We start from the raw sequence: 19,646 nt of genomic DNA on the forward strand, positions 1-19,646 counted from the left end.
AATCATCGTGACCAGCACCGATACCTCATCCGTTACCGGTACCGCCCGCGTCAAGCGCGGTATGGCCGAAATGCTCAAGGGTGGGGTGATCATGGACGTGGTCACGCCCGAGCAGGCCAGAATCGCGGAGGACGCCGGAGCGGTGGCCGTCATGGCCCTCGAACGCGTGCCCGCCGATATCCGCGCGCAGGGCGGGGTGTCGCGCATGAGCGATCCCGACATGATCGACGGCATTATCGAGGCAGTCTCGATTCCCGTCATGGCGAAGGCTCGGATCGGCCACTTCGTGGAGGCTCAGATACTCCAGTCCCTCGGCGTCGACTACATCGACGAATCGGAGGTGCTCACGCCCGCCGACTACGAGAACCACATCGACAAGTTCGCATTCACGGTGCCGTTCGTATGCGGCGCCACCGACCTCGGTGAAGCACTGCGCCGCATCAACGAGGGTGCCGCGATGATCCGGTCCAAGGGGGAGGCCGGCACCGGCGACGTCTCCAACGCGACGACCCACATGCGTCGGATCCGCCAGCAGATCCGACGGCTGACCTCCCTCCCCGACGACGAGCTCTATGTCGCCGCGAAGGAACTGCAGGCACCCTACGACCTCGTCGTCGAGGTCGCCCGGGCCGGTAAACTGCCCGTTACCCTGTTCACCGCAGGTGGTATCGCCACCCCCGCCGACGCCGCGATGATGATGCAGCTCGGGGCGGAGGGCGTGTTCGTCGGATCCGGAATCTTCAAGTCGGGAAACCCGGCCCAGCGTGCCGCCGCGATCGTCAAGGCAACCACCTTCCACGACGATCCGGATGTGCTCGCGAAGGTCTCGCGCGGTCTCGGCGAAGCGATGGTGGGCATCAACGTCGACGAGATCGCTCAGCCCCACCGGCTCGCCGAACGCGGTTGGTGACCCTCCGGCCCCGCTGCGCGCTCGGGGGACCGCGTGGCGTTCATGTATCGAAGGGCGACCTCGGCCACCTGCCGACTTGCCGGGGACGTGGCGAGCAGTGCTCGTCCGTGCAGTTAGCCTTCTTCCGTACGGCGGACAGAAGGAGTTCCCATGGCGAAGATCGAGCAGATCCTGGCGCTCGAGCAGATCGAGAACGACATCTTCCGGGGTATCGCGACCGAGACGTTGCTGCCTCGGACGTTCGGTGGTCAGGTGGCAGCCCAGGCGCTCGTGTCGGCGGTGCGGACGGTCGCGCCCGATTACGGGGTGCACTCGCTGCACGGCTACTTCCTGCGTCCGGGAAACCCCACGATGCAGATCGTCTATCTCGTCGACCGCATCCGCGACGGCCGCTCCTTCTGCACCCGCCGGGTGACGGCTGTGCAGGACGGCAAGGCGATCTTCATGATGTCCGCCTCGTTCCACGTGCGCGACGAGGGCATCGAGCATCAGGACACGATGCCGCGAGTGCCCGCTCCGGAGGACCTTCCGGATCCGGAAACCATGATCGACGACGACACGATGGCCTGGGCCAAACGGGAATGGGCCGAATGGGACTTCCGTTTCGTCCCTCGCGACCGGATGGACGCCTCGCGCAGGATGGCAGCGCAGCAGCAGGTGTGGTTCCGCTCGCGCGAGGTGCTGCCCGACGACCCGGTCTTCCACGTCTGCACCCTCGCGTACATGAGCGACATGACGCTGCTCGGTTCGGCAAGCGTGGGACACGCCGACGAACGGACGCAGGGTGCTTCCCTGGACCACGCGATGTGGTTTCTACGGCCGTTCCGCGCCGACGACTGGCTGCTCTACGACCAGACGTCACCCTCGGCCGGGCTGGGCCGGGCACTGACCCAGGGGCGGATCTTCGATCGCCACGGCAACATGGTCGCGGCGGTGGTGCAGGAAGGACTCACGCGTTACCTGCGCGATTCCTGATCGGGAAGTTCTCGGACCGCACTGCCCGCACCGGCGACCCCCTTCGGACGGACAGGCAACGGTGACGGCTGTGACGGCTTCTTCTCCCACGATCGGCGTTCTGGCACTGCAGGGCGATGTCCGCGAACACCGGAGCGCGCTCGAAGCGGCGGGGGCGCGGACGATCACGGTTCGCCGCGAACGCGAACTCGACGAGGTGGACGGAATCCTCCTGCCGGGCGGCGAGTCCACCACGGTGAGCCGTCTGCTGCGCGTGTTCGACCTGCTCGAGCCGTTACGGACCCGGCTGAAGGCCGGGCTGCCCGCCTACGGTTCGTGCGCCGGGATGATCCTGCTCGCCTCACAGGTGCTCGACACCACCGACGACGCGGAACACCTCGACGCACTCGACATCGCTGTCCGCCGCAACGCTTTCGGCAGGCAGGTGGACTCCTTCGAGACCGACCTCCACATGGCCGGCATCGACGACGGCCCGGTCCGCGCGGTGTTCATCCGCGCCCCCTGGGTAGAACACGCCGGTCCCGGTGTCGAGATCCTCGCCAGGGTGCCGGACGGACCGGCGGCAGGCCGGGCGGTCGCGGTGCGCCAGGGCGTCGTGATCGCGACCTCCTTCCATCCCGAGATCACCGGTGACCATCGCGTGCACCGGTTGTTCGTGGAGATCGTGCGCTCGGCGACCGGCGGCCGCGCGGAATCCCACAGCAGAGGCGGGTAGAATCGGCGCTCCGACCTGTCGGTTGACGCCGACCACACTTCGCCGGAAGGGGCTCGAAGCGAATGAGCGGCCACTCCAAATGGGCCACCACCAAGCACAAGAAGGCGGTCATCGACGCCAAGCGCGGCAAGATGTTCGCGAAGCTGATCAAGAACATCGAGGTGGCGGCTCGGACCGGCGGTGGCGACCCGGCGGGTAACCCGACCTTGTTCGACGCCATCCAGAAGGCGAAGAAGAGCTCGGTTCCCAACGACAACATCGAGCGTGCGCGCAAGCGCGGCGCCGGCGAGGAAGCCGGTGGAGCCGACTGGCAGAACATCACCTACGAGGGCTACGGACCCAATGGTGTCGCGCTGCTCATCGAGTGCCTGACCGACAATCGCAACCGCGCTGCCGGCGAGGTACGCACCGCGATGACCCGTAACGGCGGCAACATGGCGGATCCGGGCTCGGTCGCCTACCTGTTCAGCCGCAAGGGCGTGGTCGTCCTCGAGAAGAACGGCCGCGGCGAGGACGAGATCCTCGAGGTCGTTCTCGAGGCGGGTGCCGAGGAGATCAACGACCTCGGTGACTCGTTCGAAATCGTCTCCGAGGCGGCCGACCTGGTTGCGGTGCGTACGGCACTGGTCGACGCCGGAATCGACTACGACTCCGCAGATCCGGACTTCCGGGCCTCCGTCGAGGTCCCTGTCGATGCCGAAGGTGCCCGCAAGGTCATGAAGCTGGTCGACGCGCTCGAGGACTGCGACGACGTGCAGAACGTCTACACGAACGTCGACATCTCCGACGACGTGCTCGCCGAGCTCGACGCCTGAGCGAACTCGCGTCGTACCCGTCTGCAGCGGCCGGGGTCGCGTGTCGGTGACCCGGCACCCGGCCCCGGCCGTTATGCTCTCGAACAGGCGTTCGCAAACCTGCGAAACAGGGCCGAGGTCCGTCCGGACCGGCTGTATTCGGGTGTCGAGAGGTGAGTCGGGTGCGCGTGATGGGTGTCGACCCCGGTCTGACCCGCTGCGGTCTGGGAATGGTGGACACCGGACGGGGACGCGACGTGCTCCCCGTGGCGGTCGGCGTCATCCGCACCACCCCCGATCTCGACCTGGCGCACCGCCTCCTCGAGGTGTCCGATTCGGTCGAGGAATGGATGGAGCGCTATCGGCCCGACGTCGTCGCGATCGAGCGGGTGTTCTCTCAGCACAACGTCCGTACGGCGATGGGTACCGCGCAGGCCGGTGGTGTCGTCGCGCTCGCCGCGGCACGTCGTTCGATTCCGGTCATGTTCCACACCCCGAGCGAGGTCAAGGCCGCGGTCACCGGCAACGGCACAGCCGACAAGAAGCAGGTGACCGCGATGATCACCAAGATCCTGAAGCTCGATGCCGCGCCGAAACCGGCCGATGCTGCCGATGCGCTCGCCCTGGCCGTCGCGCACTGCTGGCGGGCTCCGCTGATCGCCAGACTCGCGGCCGCCGAGGCTGCGGCTGCCCAGCAGAAGAAACGGTACGAGGAACGGCTGCGCGAACAGTCGGCCGCACGGAAGGCAGGTAGCCGGTGATCGCCTCGGTACACGGCGAGGTACTCGACATAGCCCTCGATCATGTGGTGATCGAGGCGGGTGGGATCGGTTATCGCATCAACACCACACCCGCGACGCTCGCCGGTCTCAGGCGCGGTGAGCAGGCGCGACTGGCGACGGCGATGATCGTGCGTGAGGACTCCATGACGCTCTACGGCTTCGTGGATTCGGAGGCACGCGAGCTGTTCGGTCTGCTGCAGACGGTCAGCGGTGTCGGTCCCCGGCTCGCGATGGCCACGCTCGCCGTCCTCGAACCCGATGCTCTGCGTGCCGCTCTCGCGGACGGCAACACCGCAGCCCTGACTCGGGTGCCCGGCATCGGCAAACGCGGCGCCGAACGGATGATCGTGGAACTGCGCGACAAGGTGGCAGCCGTCGGCGCGACGGGAGCTGTGCCCGCCGCGGCCGGCGCTTCGCCGCTGCGCGAGCAGATCGTCGAGGCGCTGGTCGGTCTCGGGTTCACTGCCCGTCAGGCCGAACCGGCCGCCGACAAGGTCCTCTCCGAGGATCCGGACGCCGACGTCTCGACGGCTCTTCGCTCCGCACTCAAACTGCTGGGCAGGTCGCGGTGACCGACGAGTACCGGGAGTTCGACGCTGCGGGAACCGACCGCGAGCGGTCACCGGTTACGGCCGAGCATCTGGCCTCCGACAGCGATATCGAGACGAGCCTGCGCCCCACCAGCCTCGACGACTTCATCGGGCAGCCGCGGGTCCGTGAGCAACTGCAGCTCGTCCTGCGAGGTGCCAAGCTCCGTGGCGGGACGCCCGATCACATTCTGCTGTCGGGCCCACCCGGCCTCGGTAAGACCTCGATGGCGATGATCATCGCCGCCGAACTCGGAACCTCGCTGAGGCTGACGTCGGGGCCCGCCCTCGAGCGCGCCGGCGATCTGGCCGCGATGCTGTCGAACCTGGCCGAGGGCGACGTGCTGTTCATCGACGAGATCCATCGCATCGCCCGGCCTGCCGAGGAGATGCTGTATCTCGCGATGGAGGACTTCCGGGTCGACGTGGTCGTGGGCAAGGGGCCCGGTGCCACCTCGATTCCTCTCGAGGTCGCCCCCTTCACCCTCGTCGGCGCGACCACCCGCTCCGGCGCCCTCACCGGTCCTCTTCGCGATCGCTTCGGTTTCACCGCGCACATGGACTTCTACGACCCGCCGGAACTGCAGCGCATTCTGCAGCGGTCCGCGTCGATCCTCGGTATCGATCTGCGCGACGACGCGGCTGCGGAGATCGCCGGACGCTCCCGCGGCACCCCGCGGATCGCCAACCGATTGCTTCGGCGTGTCCGCGACTATGCAGACGTTCGGGCCGACGGTGTCGTGACCCGCACCGTCGCGCAGGCAGCGCTCGAGGTGTACGACGTCGACCCGATCGGTCTCGACCGGCTCGACCGCGCGGTCCTCGGCGCACTCGTGCGCAGTTTCGGAGGTGGCCCGGTCGGCGTGTCCACGCTGGCCGTTGCAGTGGGGGAGGAGCCCGCCACCGTCGAGGAGGTGTGCGAGCCCTTCCTGGTCCGTGCCGGCATGGTCGCTCGCACACCCCGCGGCCGTGTCGCCACACAGGCCGCCTGGCTGCAACTCGGACTCACCCCACCTCCGGAGGCCGCGACCGGCGGCATCGAAGTGCGCGCGCGTGAACCGCAGCTCGATCTCTTCGACCCCGGACCCGACCCCGACACGGGCCTTCCGGACAGCCCCGATCCGTCCGACCCGGACGATCCGGACGCGCGGCGGTAGGACACTCGCCCCGGGAATGGCACACTGGTCTACTGCATCGGTCCATGGAGACCGATCCCGACGTCGTGGTGTCGCCTCCGTCATCACGACCCGCTGGTGTCGCATGCGTCACCACCACCGATAACGACCGAGGACTGACTTCAACGATGGAACTGCTCTTCCCTCTCCTGATCCTGGCCCTGCTCGTCCCGACCTTTCTCGGCGTGCGGCGTCAGAAGAAGGAGATGCAGAAGGTGTCGGAGCTGCAGGATTCCCTGCGCATCGGCGACCGCGTGATGACCACCGCGGGGCTGCACGCCACGGTGTCTGCGCTCTCCGACGACACCGTCGACCTCGAGATCGCCCCTGGCGTCGTGACGACCTGGTCGCGCCTGGTGATCCGGGAACGTGTCGAGCCGGTGACTCCCCAGGAGCCGGATCTGCTTCGCAAGGACGACGATGCGAACCCGCCGGAGGGACGTCCGACCGAGTACTGACAGTCGCCTTTCGGCGAGGTTGGCGGCATCGGGCATTCCCGGTGCCGACACCGAGTGCCGCGCGACTGCACCCGACCATCACTCACTCGCATCGAGGAGACTGACAGACCGTGGCACCTTCCAACGGATCGGTGCATCCCGTGCGCGCTCTCGCCCTGTTCGGGGTGATACTCGCCGCGTTGTATGCGCTGGTCTTCTTCACCGGGGACAAGTCGCCCACCCCGAAGCTGGGCATCGACCTGCAGGGCGGCACTCGTGTCACCCTCACCGCACGAACCCCCGACGGGAGCAGCCCGAGTCCGGACAGCCTCCGCCAGGCCCAGCAGATCATCGAGACCCGCGTCAACGGCCTCGGTGTGTCGGGTTCGGAAGTGATCATCGACGGCGACAACCTCGTGATCACGGTGCCCGGTGAGGACAGTGCCCAGGCCAGGACGCTGGGCCAGACGGCCCGCCTGTACATCCGGCCGGTGATCGGTGGCCCCATCGACGCCTCCCTCACTGCAGAAGATCTCGCAGAGCAGTCCGGTGGCACAGGTGAGCCCGATGCCGGTCTACCCGCCGAACCCGCACCGGAGGAAGTCGAACCGGCTCCGCCTGCGGAGGCTCCCGAGCCGCAGGGGCGCCCGTTCCCCGCGCAGGATCCCACCGCCCCGACCGACGTACCGGCACCGGCCGAAACCACCGAGGCGCCGGCGCCTGCTCCGGAGAACGACGAATCGCTCACCCCGCAGGAACAGGCAGCCGCGGACATCGCAGCAGCCAAGGCGGCGCGCCAGAGCGAGGACCCCGCAGTCCAGCAGCAGGCCGCACTCGCACTCGACTGCTCGGCAGCCGACCCGCTCGCGGGCAACGACGATCCGGCACTGCCGCTGGTCGCGTGTTCGACGGACGGCGCGGCGATCTACCTGCTCGGGCCGAGCATCATCGACGGTCAGCAGATCGAAGACGCGACCTCCGGCTTCAACCAGCAGCAGTCGCGCTACGAGGTCAGCCTGACCTTCGACAGCGAGGGCAGCACCACGTGGGCGCAGTTCACCGCCGCGAACATCGGTCAGCAGGCCGCCTTCGTCCTCGACTCGAAGGTCGTCAGCGCTCCCGTCATCCAGGGTGCGACCCCCGCGGGTAGCGCCACCTCGATCACCGGCCAGTTCACGAACACCCAGGCCGCCGAGCTCGCGAACACCCTCAAGTACGGTTCGCTGCCGCTGTCGTTCGTGGCATCCGAAGCCGAGACCGTCTCGGCGACTCTCGGTCTCGCCTCACTGGAAGCGGGCCTGATCGCCGGCGCGGTCGGTCTGTTCCTCGTGCTCCTGTTCTGCCTCGTGTACTACCGCATGCTGGGATTGCTCACCGCACTGTCGCTCGTGCTGTCGGGCCTGGCCGTGTACGCGATCATGGTGCTCCTCGGCAGATACATCGGATTCACCCTCGACCTCGCCGGCGTCGCAGGTCTCATCATCGGTATCGGCATGACGGCCGACTCGTTCGTCGTGTTCTTCGAACGGATCAAGGACGAGATCAGGGAGGGACGGAGCTTCCGCTCCGCGGTGCCACGTGGTTGGGCGCGTGCCCGGAGGACCATCCTCTCCGGTAACGCGGTGAGCTTCATCGCCGCCGCTGTGCTCTACGTCCTGGCCGTCGGTCAGGTCCGCGGCTTCGCATTCACCCTCGGTCTGACCACGATCCTCGACGTCGTCGTGGTGTTCCTCGTCACCTGGCCACTCGTGTTCCTGGCGTCGAAGTCGAAGTTCTGGTCCAGGCCGAGCATGAACGGTCTGGGCGCAATCCAGCAGGTGGCGGACGAGCGGCGCTTCGCTGCCGCGACCGCTGCGAAGGAGGCGTGACGATGACGGACACGACCACGACGACAGCGTCCGCACCACAGCACGGCCGCCTTTCCCGCCTGTACACCGGAACCGGTGCGTTCGAGATCGTCGGCCGGCGCAAGCGGTGGTACCTCGTGACCGCTGCGATCGTGCTGATCGCCCTGCTCGGCATGCTCTTGAGAGGATTCAGCTGGGGGATCGACTTCGAGGGCGGCACGCGCATCCAGATGCCGGCCGTGGCGGGCGTTTCCGTCGACGAGGTCGAGACGGTCTACAGCGACACGGTCGGCTTCGAACCCGAGGCGGTGCAGACGGTCGGCGCCGGCGACGGCGCCACGGTGCAGATCCGCTCGGAAACACTCGACCAGGCGCAGGTCGACGCGCTGCAGACCGCGCTGTTCGAGGAGTTCCAACCAGCCGGTCCGGACGGAGAACCGTCCCGGAACTCGATCAGCGTCGCGGACGTCAGCGAGACGTGGGGAAGTCAGATCACCAACAAGGCGCTCATCGCGCTGGTGGTGTTCCTGGTCATCGTGAGTATCTACATCACCGTCCGATACCAGCGGAGCATGGCGATCGCGGCGATCGCGGCGCTGTTCTTCGACATCATCGTGACGGCCGGTGTGTACGCGCTGGTCGGCTTCGAGGTCACTCCGGCCACCGTCATCGGCCTGCTCACGATCCTCGGTTTCTCGCTGTACGACACGGTCGTGGTCTTCGACAAGGTCGAGGAGAACACCCGAGGCATCCTGCACCTGCATCGCCGCACCTATGCGGAGCAGGCGAACCTCGCCGTGAATCAGACCCTGATGCGTTCGATCAACACGACCATCATCTCCGTATTGCCGGTGCTCGCACTCATGGTCGTCGCGGTGTGGCTCCTCGGTGTTGGCACGCTGAAGGATCTCGCGCTCGTCCAGCTGGTCGGCATCGTCGTCGGTGCCTTCTCGTCGATCTTCTTCGCGACCCCGTTGCTGGTTACCCTCGAGGAGTGGCGCGGTCCGGTGGCGAAGCACACTCGCAAGGTGCTCGCGAAGCGGCAAGAGGCTGCCGCCCGTGCATCGGGAGCGCAGTCCGCATCGCAGGTGACCGATACGGATACGCGCGGGAGCAGGGCGGTTCCGTCCGTGGGGGGCGCCGTTTCCGTACCGGACAGGGCGGCCATCCGTCGTGGACCCGCTCCCGGAGCGCGACCGACCGGAAAGCGCGCCAAGAGAAGGTCGTGACATGGCGGTGACCCAACGGAACGACGCGACGCCCAGGCGGCGTCGCACGATCCTCGCGTGCGCGGCGATGGCCTCGGCGGTTGCCTTCTCCACAGCGGCGTGCGCTGCGGAGGAGGAACCGCTGCACTCGATCGGGTACGCGATCGACAACACGGTGACGACATACAACGCCAACACCGTCGACGGCGCGGCGTCCGGGGCCCGGCAGGCGTTCGTCCGGGTCCTGCCCGGTTTCGGCTACGTCGGCCCTTCGGGACGGGTGATCGCGGACACGGACATCGGCACGGCCTCGGTCGTGCCGGGCGAGACCCTCACCGTGCAGTACCGCTTGTCCCCGCAATCGGTCTACTCCGACGGCGTGCCGATGTCCTGCGACGATCTCGTCCTGACCTGGGCGGCGTCGAGTGGCCGCTTCACCGTCCCGGACGAGTCCGGAGGGCAGGTCCAGCTCTTCGACGCCTCACGCAGGGGCGGTTACGCCGACATCGACCGGGTCGACTGCCAACCCGGATCGAAGGAGGCCACCGTCTTCTTCCGACCCGGCCGGGAGGACACCGACTGGAGGTCGCTGTTCGGCGCGACCGAACTGATGCCCGCTCACGTGGCGGCGGAGCGGTCCGGCGTGCCCGATCTCGTCGGTGCGATCACGACGAACGACACCGACGCCGTCCGGCGCATCGCCGAGTTCTGGAACACCGGTTGGGCTCTCACACCGGGTGAGATCGATCCCGGTCTCTTTCCTTCCGCAGGCCCGTACCGCATCGAGTCGTACAGCGCCGAAGAGGGACTGACCCTCGTCGCGAACGACCTGTGGTGGGGGAACGCGCCGGGCACCGATCGCATCGTGGTCTGGCCGCGCGGCACCGATACGTCCGCGGCTGCCGAGGACGGGCGCATCCACGTCGTCGACGTGGCGGAGGGGTCCGTCGGGCACAGCGATCTCGGCGACGGGGCGACGATCTCCACAGTGGTCTCGCGCAATCTCGAACAACTGGTCTTCGCCACGAAGGGGGTCTTCCAGGACCCCGCGGCGCGTCGCGCGGTAGCACTGTGCGTGCCCAGGACCCAACTGTTCGACGAACTCGGGGCTTCGGACGAATCGTTGGGCGTCACGGGGCCCGTCACGTCGCGGCTTCTGGCCACCGACTCACCGCTGTACCCTCAGACGGCGGAGCCGGCGGGACGCTACTCCCAGGTCGATATCGACGCCGCACGCACGGAGCGCGAAGCCTCGGGGCAGGATCGGATGCAGGTGCGGATCGGATATCTCGGGCCGGACGAGCGCCGGGCGCGCACAGTCGAGTCGATCGGTGAGTCCTGCCGGGAGGCCGGCATCGACATCGTCGACGCCGGTTCGGAGACCTTCGTACCGTCGCAGCTGAAGGCGGGCGAGGTCGACGCCATCCTGGTGGGCACCGCCGATGCCCTGGGAGCAGGCGGTACAGCCGATATGCAGGACGCTCGCGGAGCGCTGCACACCGGTGCCGGCAGCAACGTCGGAGGTTATTCCGTCGGACGTGTCGACGAACTGCTCGACGGGTTGCTCGTCGCCCGCGACAACGCCGCGGTCGCCGGACTCGCGATAGAGGCCGAGCGCATCCTGTGGGGCGACATCCCGACGCTGCCGCTGTTCGCGCAACCACGCACGATCGGGTTCGCGGGCGGAATGCACGCAGGGCTACCGAACCCGACGACCGCGGGTGCGGGCTGGAATATGGATCGGTGGATACTCAGAGGATGAACGCTCAACGGATCGGCGAACCGCAACTCGTCGAGGAAGCTGCCGTCGCTGTGGCCGAGCACACCCGGTGGGTGGACGATTTCCCGACCGCAGGTGTTCGGTTCGCCGACCTGACGCCGGTCTTCGCGGACGGGCCCTCCTTCTCGGCGATCATCGCGGCGCTGGCGTCCGCGGCCCCCGATGCCGAACTCGTCGCCGGCATCGATGCGCGCGGTTTCCTCCTCGGAGGTGGCATCGCACGGAGCCTCGGTATCGGTGTGCTCGCCGTCCGTAAGGCCGGCAAGCTCCCGCCGCCCGTGCAGACCTGCGAATATCGCCTCGAATACGGCACGGCGGCGATCGAGATCCCCGGTGACTGGCTGCACCTGCAGGGCCGGAAAGTGCTGGTGGTGGACGATGTTCTCGCCACCGGTGGCACCCTCTCGGCCACCGTCGAACTACTCGAACGCGTCGGCGCCGAAGTGATCGGAATCACCGTCGTCACGGAGATCGAAGCCCTCGGCGGCCGGGCGCGACTGCAGAAGTACCCGCTGACGTCGCTCGTGCGGATCTGAGAGTTAGAGTTGCGACAGGTGCCGGTGAACCCGCCGGGCCGGTACGGTCCGGACATGCGCACCGGTAACGCGCCGGGTTCGCAGCCGCGACGGGAGGTGGACGCATGACCCAGAATCTCGACCGGTCCCACAATTCCGGTCAGAATCCGGCGCCCACAGCGGCGTCCACGTCCGCCTCGAGGCGTGTACGTGCCCGCTTGGCTCGGCGCATCACCGGCCAGCGGGGCACCAACCTCAAGCCGGTGCTCGAACCGCTGGTCACCATCCACCGGGAGTTGTACCCGAAGGCCGACCTCTCACAGTTGCAGCGGGCCTACGACGTCGCCGAGGAACGGCACGCGAGCCAGAAGCGCAAGTCCGGCGACCCTTACATCACCCATCCGCTGGCGGTCGCCACGATCCTCGCCGAACTCGGCATGGACACCACGACGCTCGTCGCAGCATTGCTCCACGACACCGTCGAGGACACCGGATACACGCTCGAACAGCTCACCGCCGAGTTCGGTGAGGAGGTCGCCCATCTGGTCGACGGCGTCACCAAGCTCGACAAGGTCGTGCTCGGCTCGGCTGCCGAAGGCGAGACGATCCGCAAGATGATCATCGCGATGGCGCGCGACCCTCGAGTGCTCGTCATCAAGGTGGCCGACCGGCTCCACAACATGCGGACCATGCGCTTCCTCCCTCCCGAGAAGCAGGCCCGCAAGGCGCGCGAAACCCTCGAGGTGATCGCGCCGCTCGCACATCGTCTGGGTATGGCGACGGTCAAGTGGGAGCTCGAAGATCTCGCCTTCGCGATCCTGCATCCCAAGAAGTACGAGGAGATCGTCCGGCTCGTCGCGACGCGCGCGCCGTCTCGCGATACCTATCTGGCCACCGTCCGTGACGAGATCGGGCGGACGCTTGCGGCGTCCCGCATCGACGCGGTCGTCGAGGGCCGGCCCAAGCACTACTGGTCGATCTACCAGAAGATGATCGTCAAGGGCCGCGACTTCGACGACATCCACGACCTCGTCGGCGTGCGGATCCTGTGCAACGAGATCCGCGACTGCTATGCGGCTGTCGGTGTCGTGCACTCGCTGTGGCAGCCCATGGCGGGACGTTTCAAGGACTACATCGCGCAGCCCCGCTACGGCGTCTACCAGTCGCTCCACACGACGGTCATCGGCCCGGAGGGCAAGCCGCTCGAGGTGCAGATCCGTACGCACGAGATGCACCGCACCGCCGAGTTCGGCATCGCCGCCCACTGGCGGTACAAGGAGACGAAGGGGCGCCATTCGGGCGATGTCGCCGAACTCGACGACATGGCCTGGATGCGGCAACTGCTCGACTGGCAGCGGGAAGCGGCGGATCCGGGCGAGTTCCTCGAGTCGCTCCGCTACGACCTGGCAGTGAAGGAGATCTTCGTCTTCACTCCGAAGGGTGATGTGATCACCCTTCCGTCGGGGTCGACCCCGGTGGACTTCGCGTACGCCGTGCATACCGAGGTCGGGCACCGCTGCATCGGCGCCCGCGTCAACGGCCGGCTCGTCGCGCTCGAACGGAAGCTGGAGAACGGCGAGGTCGTCGAGGTCTTCACCTCCAAGGATCCCAACGCCGGCCCGAGCCGCGACTGGCAGTCGTTCGTGGTCTCGCCCCGCGCCAAGGCGAAGATCCGGCAGTGGTTCGCCAAGGAACGCCGCGAGGAAGCGCTCGAGTCCGGCAAGGATGCCATCGCCAAGGAGGTCCGCCGCGTCGGCCTGCCGCTGCAGCGCCTGATGAACGCCGACCTGATGGTCGCGGTGGCCAAAGAGTTGCGGTACGCCGACGTGTCGGCGCTGTACACCGCGGTCGGCGAGCACCACGTCTCGGCTCACCATGTCGTTCAACGGCTGGTCGCGCTGCTCGGTGGGGTCGGTGGCGTCGAGGAAGAACTGGCCGAGCGGTCCACGCCGTCGACGATCCCGACCAGGTCCAGGCACAGCGGCGACTCCGGTGTCCTCGTCCCGGGCGCACCGGGGACGGTCTCGAAGCTCGCAAAGTGCTGCACCCCGGTCCCCGGCGACGAGATCATGGGCTTCGTGACCCGCACCGGCGCGGTGAGCGTGCACCGAACGGACTGCACGAATGCCGGCTCGTTGCGGGAGCAGTCCGAGCGGATCATCGAGGTGCAGTGGGCACCCTCGCCGTCGTCGGTCTTCCTGGTCGCGATCCAGATCGAAGCGCTCGACCGGCATCGGTTGCTGTCGGACGTGACGAAGGCGCTCGCCGACGAGAAGGTCAACATCCTGTCGGCGTCCGTGACGACCACGGGCGACCGGGTGGCGGTGAGCAGGTTCACCTTCGAGATGGGCGACCCGAAGCATCTCGGTCACGTGCTGAACGTCGTCCGTAACGTCGAGGGCGTCTACGACGTGTACCGGGTGACCTCGGCAGCCTGAGAGCCCGTCACATCATCGGATCGTCCCGATCACCAGCGGTGTGACGGGCACGCCGCCCCCGAGCGGACTCGAATCGTCGTGTCCGTGCGCAGCCGCCGCATCGAGCACCGGCATCCCGGCATCGGCGATGCGGCCGAAGGCGGTGAAATCGGGTCGCAGCAGCGAGTCGCCCAACAGCAGGAAGAACTGGCTTCCGTTGCTGTTCTTCAACCCTGCGTTGGCCATCGCGATCGTTCCGCGCGGATACAGCACAGCCGGCGGGAGATAGGACGTCGCGGCCTCCTCCGCGAACTGCGGCACCGGATACTCATCGGCGAAGGTGTAACCCGGTCCGCCGGAGCCTGTTCCGGTCGGGTCGCCGCACTGGTACAGCTGACCGCCCGGATCGGTGGCGAGCCGGTGACACGACGTGCCGTCGTAGAAACCGCGGCGGGCGAGATCGACGAAGCTGTTGACCGTACACGGAGCCTGGGTTCGGTCGAGCACGAGGGGGATCGCACCGATCGATGTGTCGAGGATCAGCTCTGCGATGCCCACCGTCGACGCGCTCGAGGGTGGAAGCGTACCGCCTCGGCCGACGTAGTCGCAGGTGACGGTCGGAGCGGTCGGCGCGGGAACGTCGGGAAGACCGCGGTAGATCGACAGATCCTGCGGAGGGGCCGAGCGTGGCTTCGCGACCTCGGTGACCGTCGCCGTTGAGGACTCGGTCTCGTGCGAACAACCGCTCACGAACGCAGCGATTGCGAGGAACAGCGGAACGACGACGCGGAGGCGGAACGCGAAGCCCCGATAAGTGGTGTGGATCACAGGATCGGGACGTTAGCGGAATGGAACACAACCGGATAGAGGCCGGGAGCGGTTCGGTGAACAATCACCCCCGAGATCACCCTCCAGGCGGTGCTCGCGACGGGTGTTGTGAAACCGGAACGTCCCGCCCCGGAGTTCCGGGACGGGACGTCGTGCGCGCTGTGTGAGCGAGAGGTGTTACGGGGCTTCGGGCCCCACGGTCACCGACTCGATCTGCACGGAGCGGTTGGGTGCACCACCGCCGGCGGCCATCGAGCCGTCGTCGCCCTCCGCCGCGACCTCCTCGATCACGGCGAGCCCGGCCTCGTCCACGGTCCCGAAGACCGTGTAGGTGGGCGGAAGCTGCGAATCCGCGTATACGAGGAAGAATTGGCTGCCGTTGCTGCCGGGGCGGCCGGTGTTCGCCATCGCGACCGTGCCGCGCGGGTAGATCACCGCCTGCCGAAGCTGGGCGTCTCCGGCCGCGTAGAGGTTCTCCGGATACTCGGTGTCGAATCCGTAACCGGGGCCGCCGGTGCCGGTGCCCGTCGGATCGCCGCACTGCAGCACCTGCAGGCCGGGCGAGGTCACCAGCCGGTGGCAGGGGGTGTCGTCGAAGTAACCCTGCTCGGCGAGCGAGACGAAACTGTTGACCGTGCACGGTGCCGCAGCCCGGTCCAGATCGACGCCGATGACGCCGCCGCTCGTGGCGATCTGCGCTGTGGCAGCACCACTGGTGGCGACATCCTCCGAGGCGGGGGGCGTCACCTCCCGTGCGCCGTCACCGGTGGGCGTGTAGCTGCACGAGACGGGATCGCCGCCGGAGGGACGTTCCGGCAGCTCGCCCGTGTAGGCCGGGGACTGCCGGTCGTCGGCGATCGCCGAGCTCGAGGAGGCCGCAGCGGTATCGGTGGATGCGTCGTCGGAACACCCGGTCAGCAGGAGTGTCAGGCCGGCGACCGCGGCGAGGGTGGTGCGCAATCGGATCATCAGTCCATCCTGACCGACGTGATCGTGGTCTCCAGCGCGGGGGCACCGTCGGCGGCTCCGCCTTCGACTCCTGCCGCTGCGATCTTGTCGAGAGTGGCGAGGCCCGTTTCGTCGATCGTGCCGAAGACCGTGTACTGCGGAGGCAGCACCGAGTCGCCGTACACGAGGAAGAACTGGCTGCCGTTGGTGTCCGGACCGGCGTTGGCCATCGCGAGGGTGCCACGCGGATAGACCACCGGTTCCTGTGCGGCAGGGTCGTCGGTGGGGAACTGGTCGGTGGGGAACTCGTTCGCGAACTGGTAGCCCGGTCCACCGGAGCCGCTGCCGGAAGGGTCACCGCATTGCAGGACCTGCAGCGACGGGGACGTCGTCAGCCGATGGCAGGTCGTGCCGTCGTAGAAATTCTGCGAGGCGAGCGACAGGAAGCTGTTGACGGTACACGGCGAGTCGTCGTTGTGCAGGATCAAACCGATGTTCCCCTGGTTCGTCTCCATGCTGACACTGATGTCCGTGTTGCCCTCACCGGTGGTGAGGATGCCTTCGGTGCGCGGTGGCTGCGCCGGTTTCGACGGTTCGCGACCGTCTGCGGGATATGCGCAGTTCACCGTCTCGGGCAGCGGTTCGGTCCGGCCCGCGGGGAGAGCGGCGTACTCGGATCCGGACTCGCTCTCGGTGACTTCACCACCGGAGGCCTCGGAGGCGGTGTCGTCGCCGCGGTTCACCGCCCACAGGGCGACTCCCGCACCGAGGACCACGATCACTCCGAGAGCGGACAGCGCGATCGTCGTGCGGCGCCGCCTGCGCTCGCGTTCGGCGCGACGCTCGAGTTGCCGTTCGAGTTTGCGTTTCGCGGCCTGGCGCCGTTGTGCGTTGCTCGGCACTGCAGTAGTCCTCCCGTGAACGATCGATGTGGTCCAACCGACTTCGAAGCCGATTCGAGTCTGCCACCCGGGACCGGAAAGACCGCGGACAGGGCGCAGCGCATAGTCTGTAGGAGACCTCGAAGGCTCACACCCGTAGGAGCGATACCCGTGCTCGTGACCGGATTCCCTGCCGGGATGTTCCAGACCAATTGCTACATCCTCGCGCAGGACAACGCCAAGGAGTGCGTCGTCGTCGATCCCGGCCAGGACGCGGTCGAACCGCTCGTGGAGTTCCTCACCGGATCCGATCTCACGCCCCGGGCGGTACTGCTCACTCACGGTCACCTCGACCACATGTGGTCGGCGCAGCCGGTGGCCGATCGATACGGCATTCCGGTGTACATCCACCCCGACGACCGGATGATGCTCACCGATCCGCTGCAGGGTATGGGGTCGAGTCTCGCTCCCTTTCTCGACGGCGTCGAGTTCACCGAGCCGCAGCAGGTGGTGGAGTTCGTCGATGGAGACGAGATCGAGCATGCCGGAATCGAATTCGTCGTCGACCACACTCCGGGGCACACGCGGGGCTCGGTGGTCCTGCGCACCCGCACCACCACTCCCGACGGCGTGGCATTGAACGTCGCGCTCACCGGCGACACCCTGTTCCAGGGATCGATCGGGCGGACCGACCTGCCGGGTGGGGATCATCAGCAGCTGCTCGACTCCATCGCCCGCAAGCTGCTCGTGCTCGACGACACCACCAACATTCTCCCCGGTCACGGAGGGTCGAGCACGATCGGACGGGAGCGCCTCTCGAACCCGTTCCTCGAGGGCCTGGCAGAATCCCGCTGACGCGCGAATGCCGCGATCCGTCCGGTGACCAACCAAGAGAATTCCGAGAGAAGGCAGTACCAGTGAGCAAGGCCTCCACGTTTTCGGCGCCGAAAGGTGTGCCCGATTACGTTCCCCCTCAGTCGGCGGAGTTCGTTGCGGTGCGGGACGGTTTGACCCGCGCAGCGCGACTGGCCGGGTACGGGCACGTCGAACTGCCCATCTTCGAGGACACCGGCCTGTTCGCTCGGGGCGTCGGCGAATCCACCGATGTCGTCACCAAGGAGATGTACACCTTCGCCGATCGGGGTGAACGCTCCGTCACACTGCGGCCCGAGGGAACCGCGGGTGTGATGCGCGCCGTGATCGAGCACGGGCTCGACCGCGGACAGCTCCCCGTGAAACTGTCGTATTCCGGCCCGTTCTTCCGGTACGAACGCCCTCAGGCCGGTCGCTACCGCCAGCTGCAGCAGGTCGGTGTCGAGGCGATCGGGATCGACGATCCCGCGCTCGATGCCGAGGTCATCGCGGTCGCCGACGCCGGCTTCCGGTCGCTCGGCCTCGACGGATTCCGCCTCGAGATCACCTCCCTCGGCGACGAGACGTGCCGTCCGCAGTACCGGGAGAAGCTGCAACAGTTCCTGTTCGCGCTTCCGCTCGACGAGGAGACCCGCCGCCGCGCCGAGATCAACCCCTTGCGTGTCCTCGACGACAAGCGCCCGGAGGTCCGGGAGATGACCGCCGATGCGCCGCTGATGCTCGACCACCTCTCCGACACCGCCCGGGCCCACTTCGACGAGGTGCTCGCCCACCTCGATGCGATCGGCGTGCCCTACGTCGTCAACCCGCGCATGGTGCGCGGGCTCGACTACTACACGAAGACGACCTTCGAGTTCGTGCACGACGGGCTCGGAGCCCAGTCCGGTATCGGTGGGGGAGGCCGTTACGACGGACTCATGGAACAGCTCGGGGGTCAGCCGCTCTCGGGCATCGGTTTCGGGATCGGTGTCGACCGCACGGTGCTCGCGCTCGCGGCGGAAGGTAAGTCCGCAGGCAACCCCGCACGTTGCGAGGTCTACGGCGTACCGATGGGTGATGCGGCCAAGAGTGCGCTCGTGCCGATCGCGCACGAGCTGCGCGCCGCCGGCATCCGCGTCGACCTCGCCTACGGCGGACGAGGTCTCAAGGGCGCGATGAAAGCGGCCGACAAATCGGGTGCCGTCGTCGCCCTCGTCCTCGGTGACCGCGAACTCGAGGCAGAAGAGATCGTCGTCAAGGATCTGCGCAACGGCGAACAGCACAGCGTCGCACTCACCGGCGTCGTCGCCCGCGTGGGTGAGGTCCTTGCCGGGCTCTGACGACCGGGACGGTGCCGCCGTCCCGCTCGATCTGATTCCGGTCCGGCTCCTCCGGCCGCGGGCACGGAGGATCGCGCTGCTCTCGTGCGCCGTCGGAATCGTCCTCGGTGTCCTCGTCTGGATCGTCGCGCCCGGCTGGGTTGCCCTGCTCGTCGGCGTCGTCTTCGCGTTGCCTCCGGCGATCGGCGCGTTCCTGGTTACGCGACGGCACCTGGTGTTGCGCGGCACCGTGGTCACGCTCGGGGGAGTGTTCCGTTCACGCAGTGTCGATCTGGCGCAGCTCGCCGGGGTCGAACTGCTCGTCCGGGTCGCCGGGGTCTCGCAGGCTGTCCTTCGCGTCAACGACGGCGAACACAATCCGGTGTCCGTGCCGTTGGCCCTGTACGCGAACGGCGGCGGTCGTGAACTCGACGTGCTGGCCCTGAGGAAACTCGCCGACGCACTCGCCACCAGCGAGATCGCACCTGCCGCAGCGATTGCGTCGGTGCTCGTGGAGCAACTGCGGGCCGAGGCCCGAGACGCCGCGCTCGGCGAACGCCCGCTCTACCGGGCGATCGAACTCGCGCGCGCCGCAGGCCGGGTGCCGCAGACGACGCTCGCGGATCATGAGGTGGCCTCGCTCGTCGAATGACGCCCGGCCGCGCGGCTGTAAGGT

Annotated in this window: 19 protein-coding genes; 16 read left to right on the top strand and 3 right to left on the bottom strand. The window is 67.6% G+C overall.

The window, feature by feature from the left end; all coding sequences use genetic code 11:
* Window positions 1-7 precede the first annotated feature (7 nt).
* The 13 genes from pdxS (at window position 8) to ABZ789_RS01770 (ending at window position 14,163) form a co-directional block, all read left to right on the top strand.
* Window positions 8-910, top strand: a complete 903-nt coding sequence (pdxS, locus tag ABZ789_RS01710; protein WP_358417966.1) for a pyridoxal 5'-phosphate synthase lyase subunit PdxS — start codon at window positions 8-10, stop codon at window positions 908-910.
* A 150-nt stretch (window positions 911-1,060) separates the two neighbouring features.
* Entirely contained in the window at window positions 1,061-1,885 is an 825-nt protein-coding gene (locus tag ABZ789_RS01715; RefSeq protein WP_358417969.1) for an acyl-CoA thioesterase II, read from the top strand.
* Between the two features lie 70 nt (window positions 1,886-1,955).
* Complete coding sequence (gene pdxT / locus ABZ789_RS01720) at window positions 1,956-2,600, top strand: pyridoxal 5'-phosphate synthase glutaminase subunit PdxT (protein ID WP_358417972.1); 645 nt, start codon at window positions 1,956-1,958, stop codon at window positions 2,598-2,600.
* A gap of 62 nt (window positions 2,601-2,662) precedes the next feature.
* Complete coding sequence (locus ABZ789_RS01725) at window positions 2,663-3,415, top strand: YebC/PmpR family DNA-binding transcriptional regulator (RefSeq protein ID WP_358417975.1); 753 nt, start codon at window positions 2,663-2,665, stop codon at window positions 3,413-3,415.
* Between the two features lie 161 nt (window positions 3,416-3,576).
* Window positions 3,577-4,155: a crossover junction endodeoxyribonuclease RuvC gene (ruvC, locus tag ABZ789_RS01730; RefSeq protein ID WP_358417977.1), complete on the top strand. Its 579-nt coding sequence runs from the start codon at window positions 3,577-3,579 to the stop codon at window positions 4,153-4,155.
* The gene (ruvA, locus tag ABZ789_RS01735) at window positions 4,152-4,748 is read left to right on the top strand and encodes a Holliday junction branch migration protein RuvA (RefSeq protein WP_358417980.1); all 597 of its coding nucleotides are present in this window, start codon (window positions 4,152-4,154) and stop codon (window positions 4,746-4,748) included. Before ruvC ends, ruvA begins: the two co-directional genes overlap by 4 nt.
* Window positions 4,745-5,920 carry a Holliday junction branch migration DNA helicase RuvB gene (gene ruvB / locus ABZ789_RS01740; RefSeq protein ID WP_358417983.1) on the top strand — a complete coding sequence of 392 codons (1,176 nt, stop codon included), beginning with the start codon at window positions 4,745-4,747 and terminating at the stop codon, window positions 5,918-5,920. The genes ruvA and ruvB overlap by 4 nt, the downstream gene beginning before the upstream one ends.
* A 146-nt stretch (window positions 5,921-6,066) precedes the next feature.
* The gene (gene yajC, locus ABZ789_RS01745) at window positions 6,067-6,396 is read left to right on the top strand and encodes a preprotein translocase subunit YajC (RefSeq protein ID WP_358417986.1); all 330 of its coding nucleotides are present in this window, start codon (window positions 6,067-6,069) and stop codon (window positions 6,394-6,396) included.
* A 110-nt stretch (window positions 6,397-6,506) separates the two neighbouring features.
* Window positions 6,507-8,243 carry a protein translocase subunit SecD gene (gene secD / locus ABZ789_RS01750; RefSeq protein ID WP_358417989.1) on the top strand — a complete coding sequence of 579 codons (1,737 nt, stop codon included), beginning with the start codon at window positions 6,507-6,509 and terminating at the stop codon, window positions 8,241-8,243.
* 2 nt (window positions 8,244-8,245) lie between these two features.
* Window positions 8,246-9,451 (top strand): protein translocase subunit SecF, encoded by a 1,206-nt coding sequence (gene secF, locus ABZ789_RS01755; RefSeq protein ID WP_358417992.1) that lies wholly within the window; start codon window positions 8,246-8,248, stop codon window positions 9,449-9,451.
* 1 nt (window position 9,452) lies between these two features.
* A complete protein-coding gene (locus ABZ789_RS01760; RefSeq protein ID WP_358417994.1) occupies window positions 9,453-11,192 on the top strand; it encodes an ABC transporter substrate-binding protein in 1,740 nt (579 codons plus the stop codon).
* Window positions 11,189-11,746, top strand: coding sequence for an adenine phosphoribosyltransferase (locus ABZ789_RS01765; protein WP_358417996.1), 558 nt, complete (start codon window positions 11,189-11,191; stop codon window positions 11,744-11,746). The genes ABZ789_RS01760 and ABZ789_RS01765 overlap by 4 nt, the downstream gene beginning before the upstream one ends.
* 104 nt (window positions 11,747-11,850) lie before the next feature.
* Window positions 11,851-14,163 (top strand): RelA/SpoT family protein, encoded by a 2,313-nt coding sequence (locus ABZ789_RS01770; protein WP_358417999.1) that lies wholly within the window; start codon window positions 11,851-11,853, stop codon window positions 14,161-14,163.
* Between the two features lie 12 nt (window positions 14,164-14,175).
* On the opposite strand, the gene ABZ789_RS01775 is transcribed toward ABZ789_RS01770, so the two are convergent.
* From ABZ789_RS01775 to ABZ789_RS01785, 3 genes are all read right to left on the bottom strand, one after another.
* Window positions 14,176-14,970 carry a peptidylprolyl isomerase gene (locus ABZ789_RS01775; RefSeq protein WP_358418001.1) on the bottom strand — a complete coding sequence of 265 codons (795 nt, stop codon included), beginning with the start codon at window positions 14,968-14,970 and terminating at the stop codon, window positions 14,176-14,178.
* 177 nt (window positions 14,971-15,147) lie between these two features.
* Window positions 15,148-15,939, bottom strand: a complete 792-nt coding sequence (locus ABZ789_RS01780) for a peptidylprolyl isomerase (protein WP_358418004.1) — start codon at window positions 15,937-15,939, stop codon at window positions 15,148-15,150.
* A complete protein-coding gene (locus tag ABZ789_RS01785) occupies window positions 15,939-16,820 on the bottom strand; it encodes a peptidylprolyl isomerase (protein ID WP_358418007.1) in 882 nt (293 codons plus the stop codon). The genes ABZ789_RS01780 and ABZ789_RS01785 overlap by 1 nt, the downstream gene beginning before the upstream one ends.
* Before the next feature lie 150 nt (window positions 16,821-16,970).
* Here ABZ789_RS01785 and ABZ789_RS01790 point away from each other — a divergent pair, with 150 nt between their 5' ends.
* The 3 genes from ABZ789_RS01790 to ABZ789_RS01800 all read left to right on the top strand — a co-directional run bounded on the left by ABZ789_RS01790 (window position 16,971) and on the right by ABZ789_RS01800 (window position 19,622).
* A complete protein-coding gene (locus ABZ789_RS01790) occupies window positions 16,971-17,654 on the top strand; it encodes an MBL fold metallo-hydrolase (RefSeq protein WP_358418010.1) in 684 nt (227 codons plus the stop codon).
* A 62-nt stretch (window positions 17,655-17,716) separates the two neighbouring features.
* A complete protein-coding gene (gene hisS / locus ABZ789_RS01795) occupies window positions 17,717-18,991 on the top strand; it encodes a histidine--tRNA ligase (RefSeq protein ID WP_358418013.1) in 1,275 nt (424 codons plus the stop codon).
* Entirely contained in the window at window positions 18,978-19,622 is a 645-nt protein-coding gene (locus tag ABZ789_RS01800; RefSeq protein WP_358418016.1) for a hypothetical protein, read from the top strand. The genes hisS and ABZ789_RS01800 overlap by 14 nt, the downstream gene beginning before the upstream one ends.
* The last annotated feature ends 24 nt before the right edge of the window (window positions 19,623-19,646 follow it).

This window comes from Rhodococcus sp. NPDC047139 (assembly GCF_040643435.1).
Lineage (GTDB): Bacteria > Actinomycetota > Actinomycetes > Mycobacteriales > Mycobacteriaceae > Rhodococcus.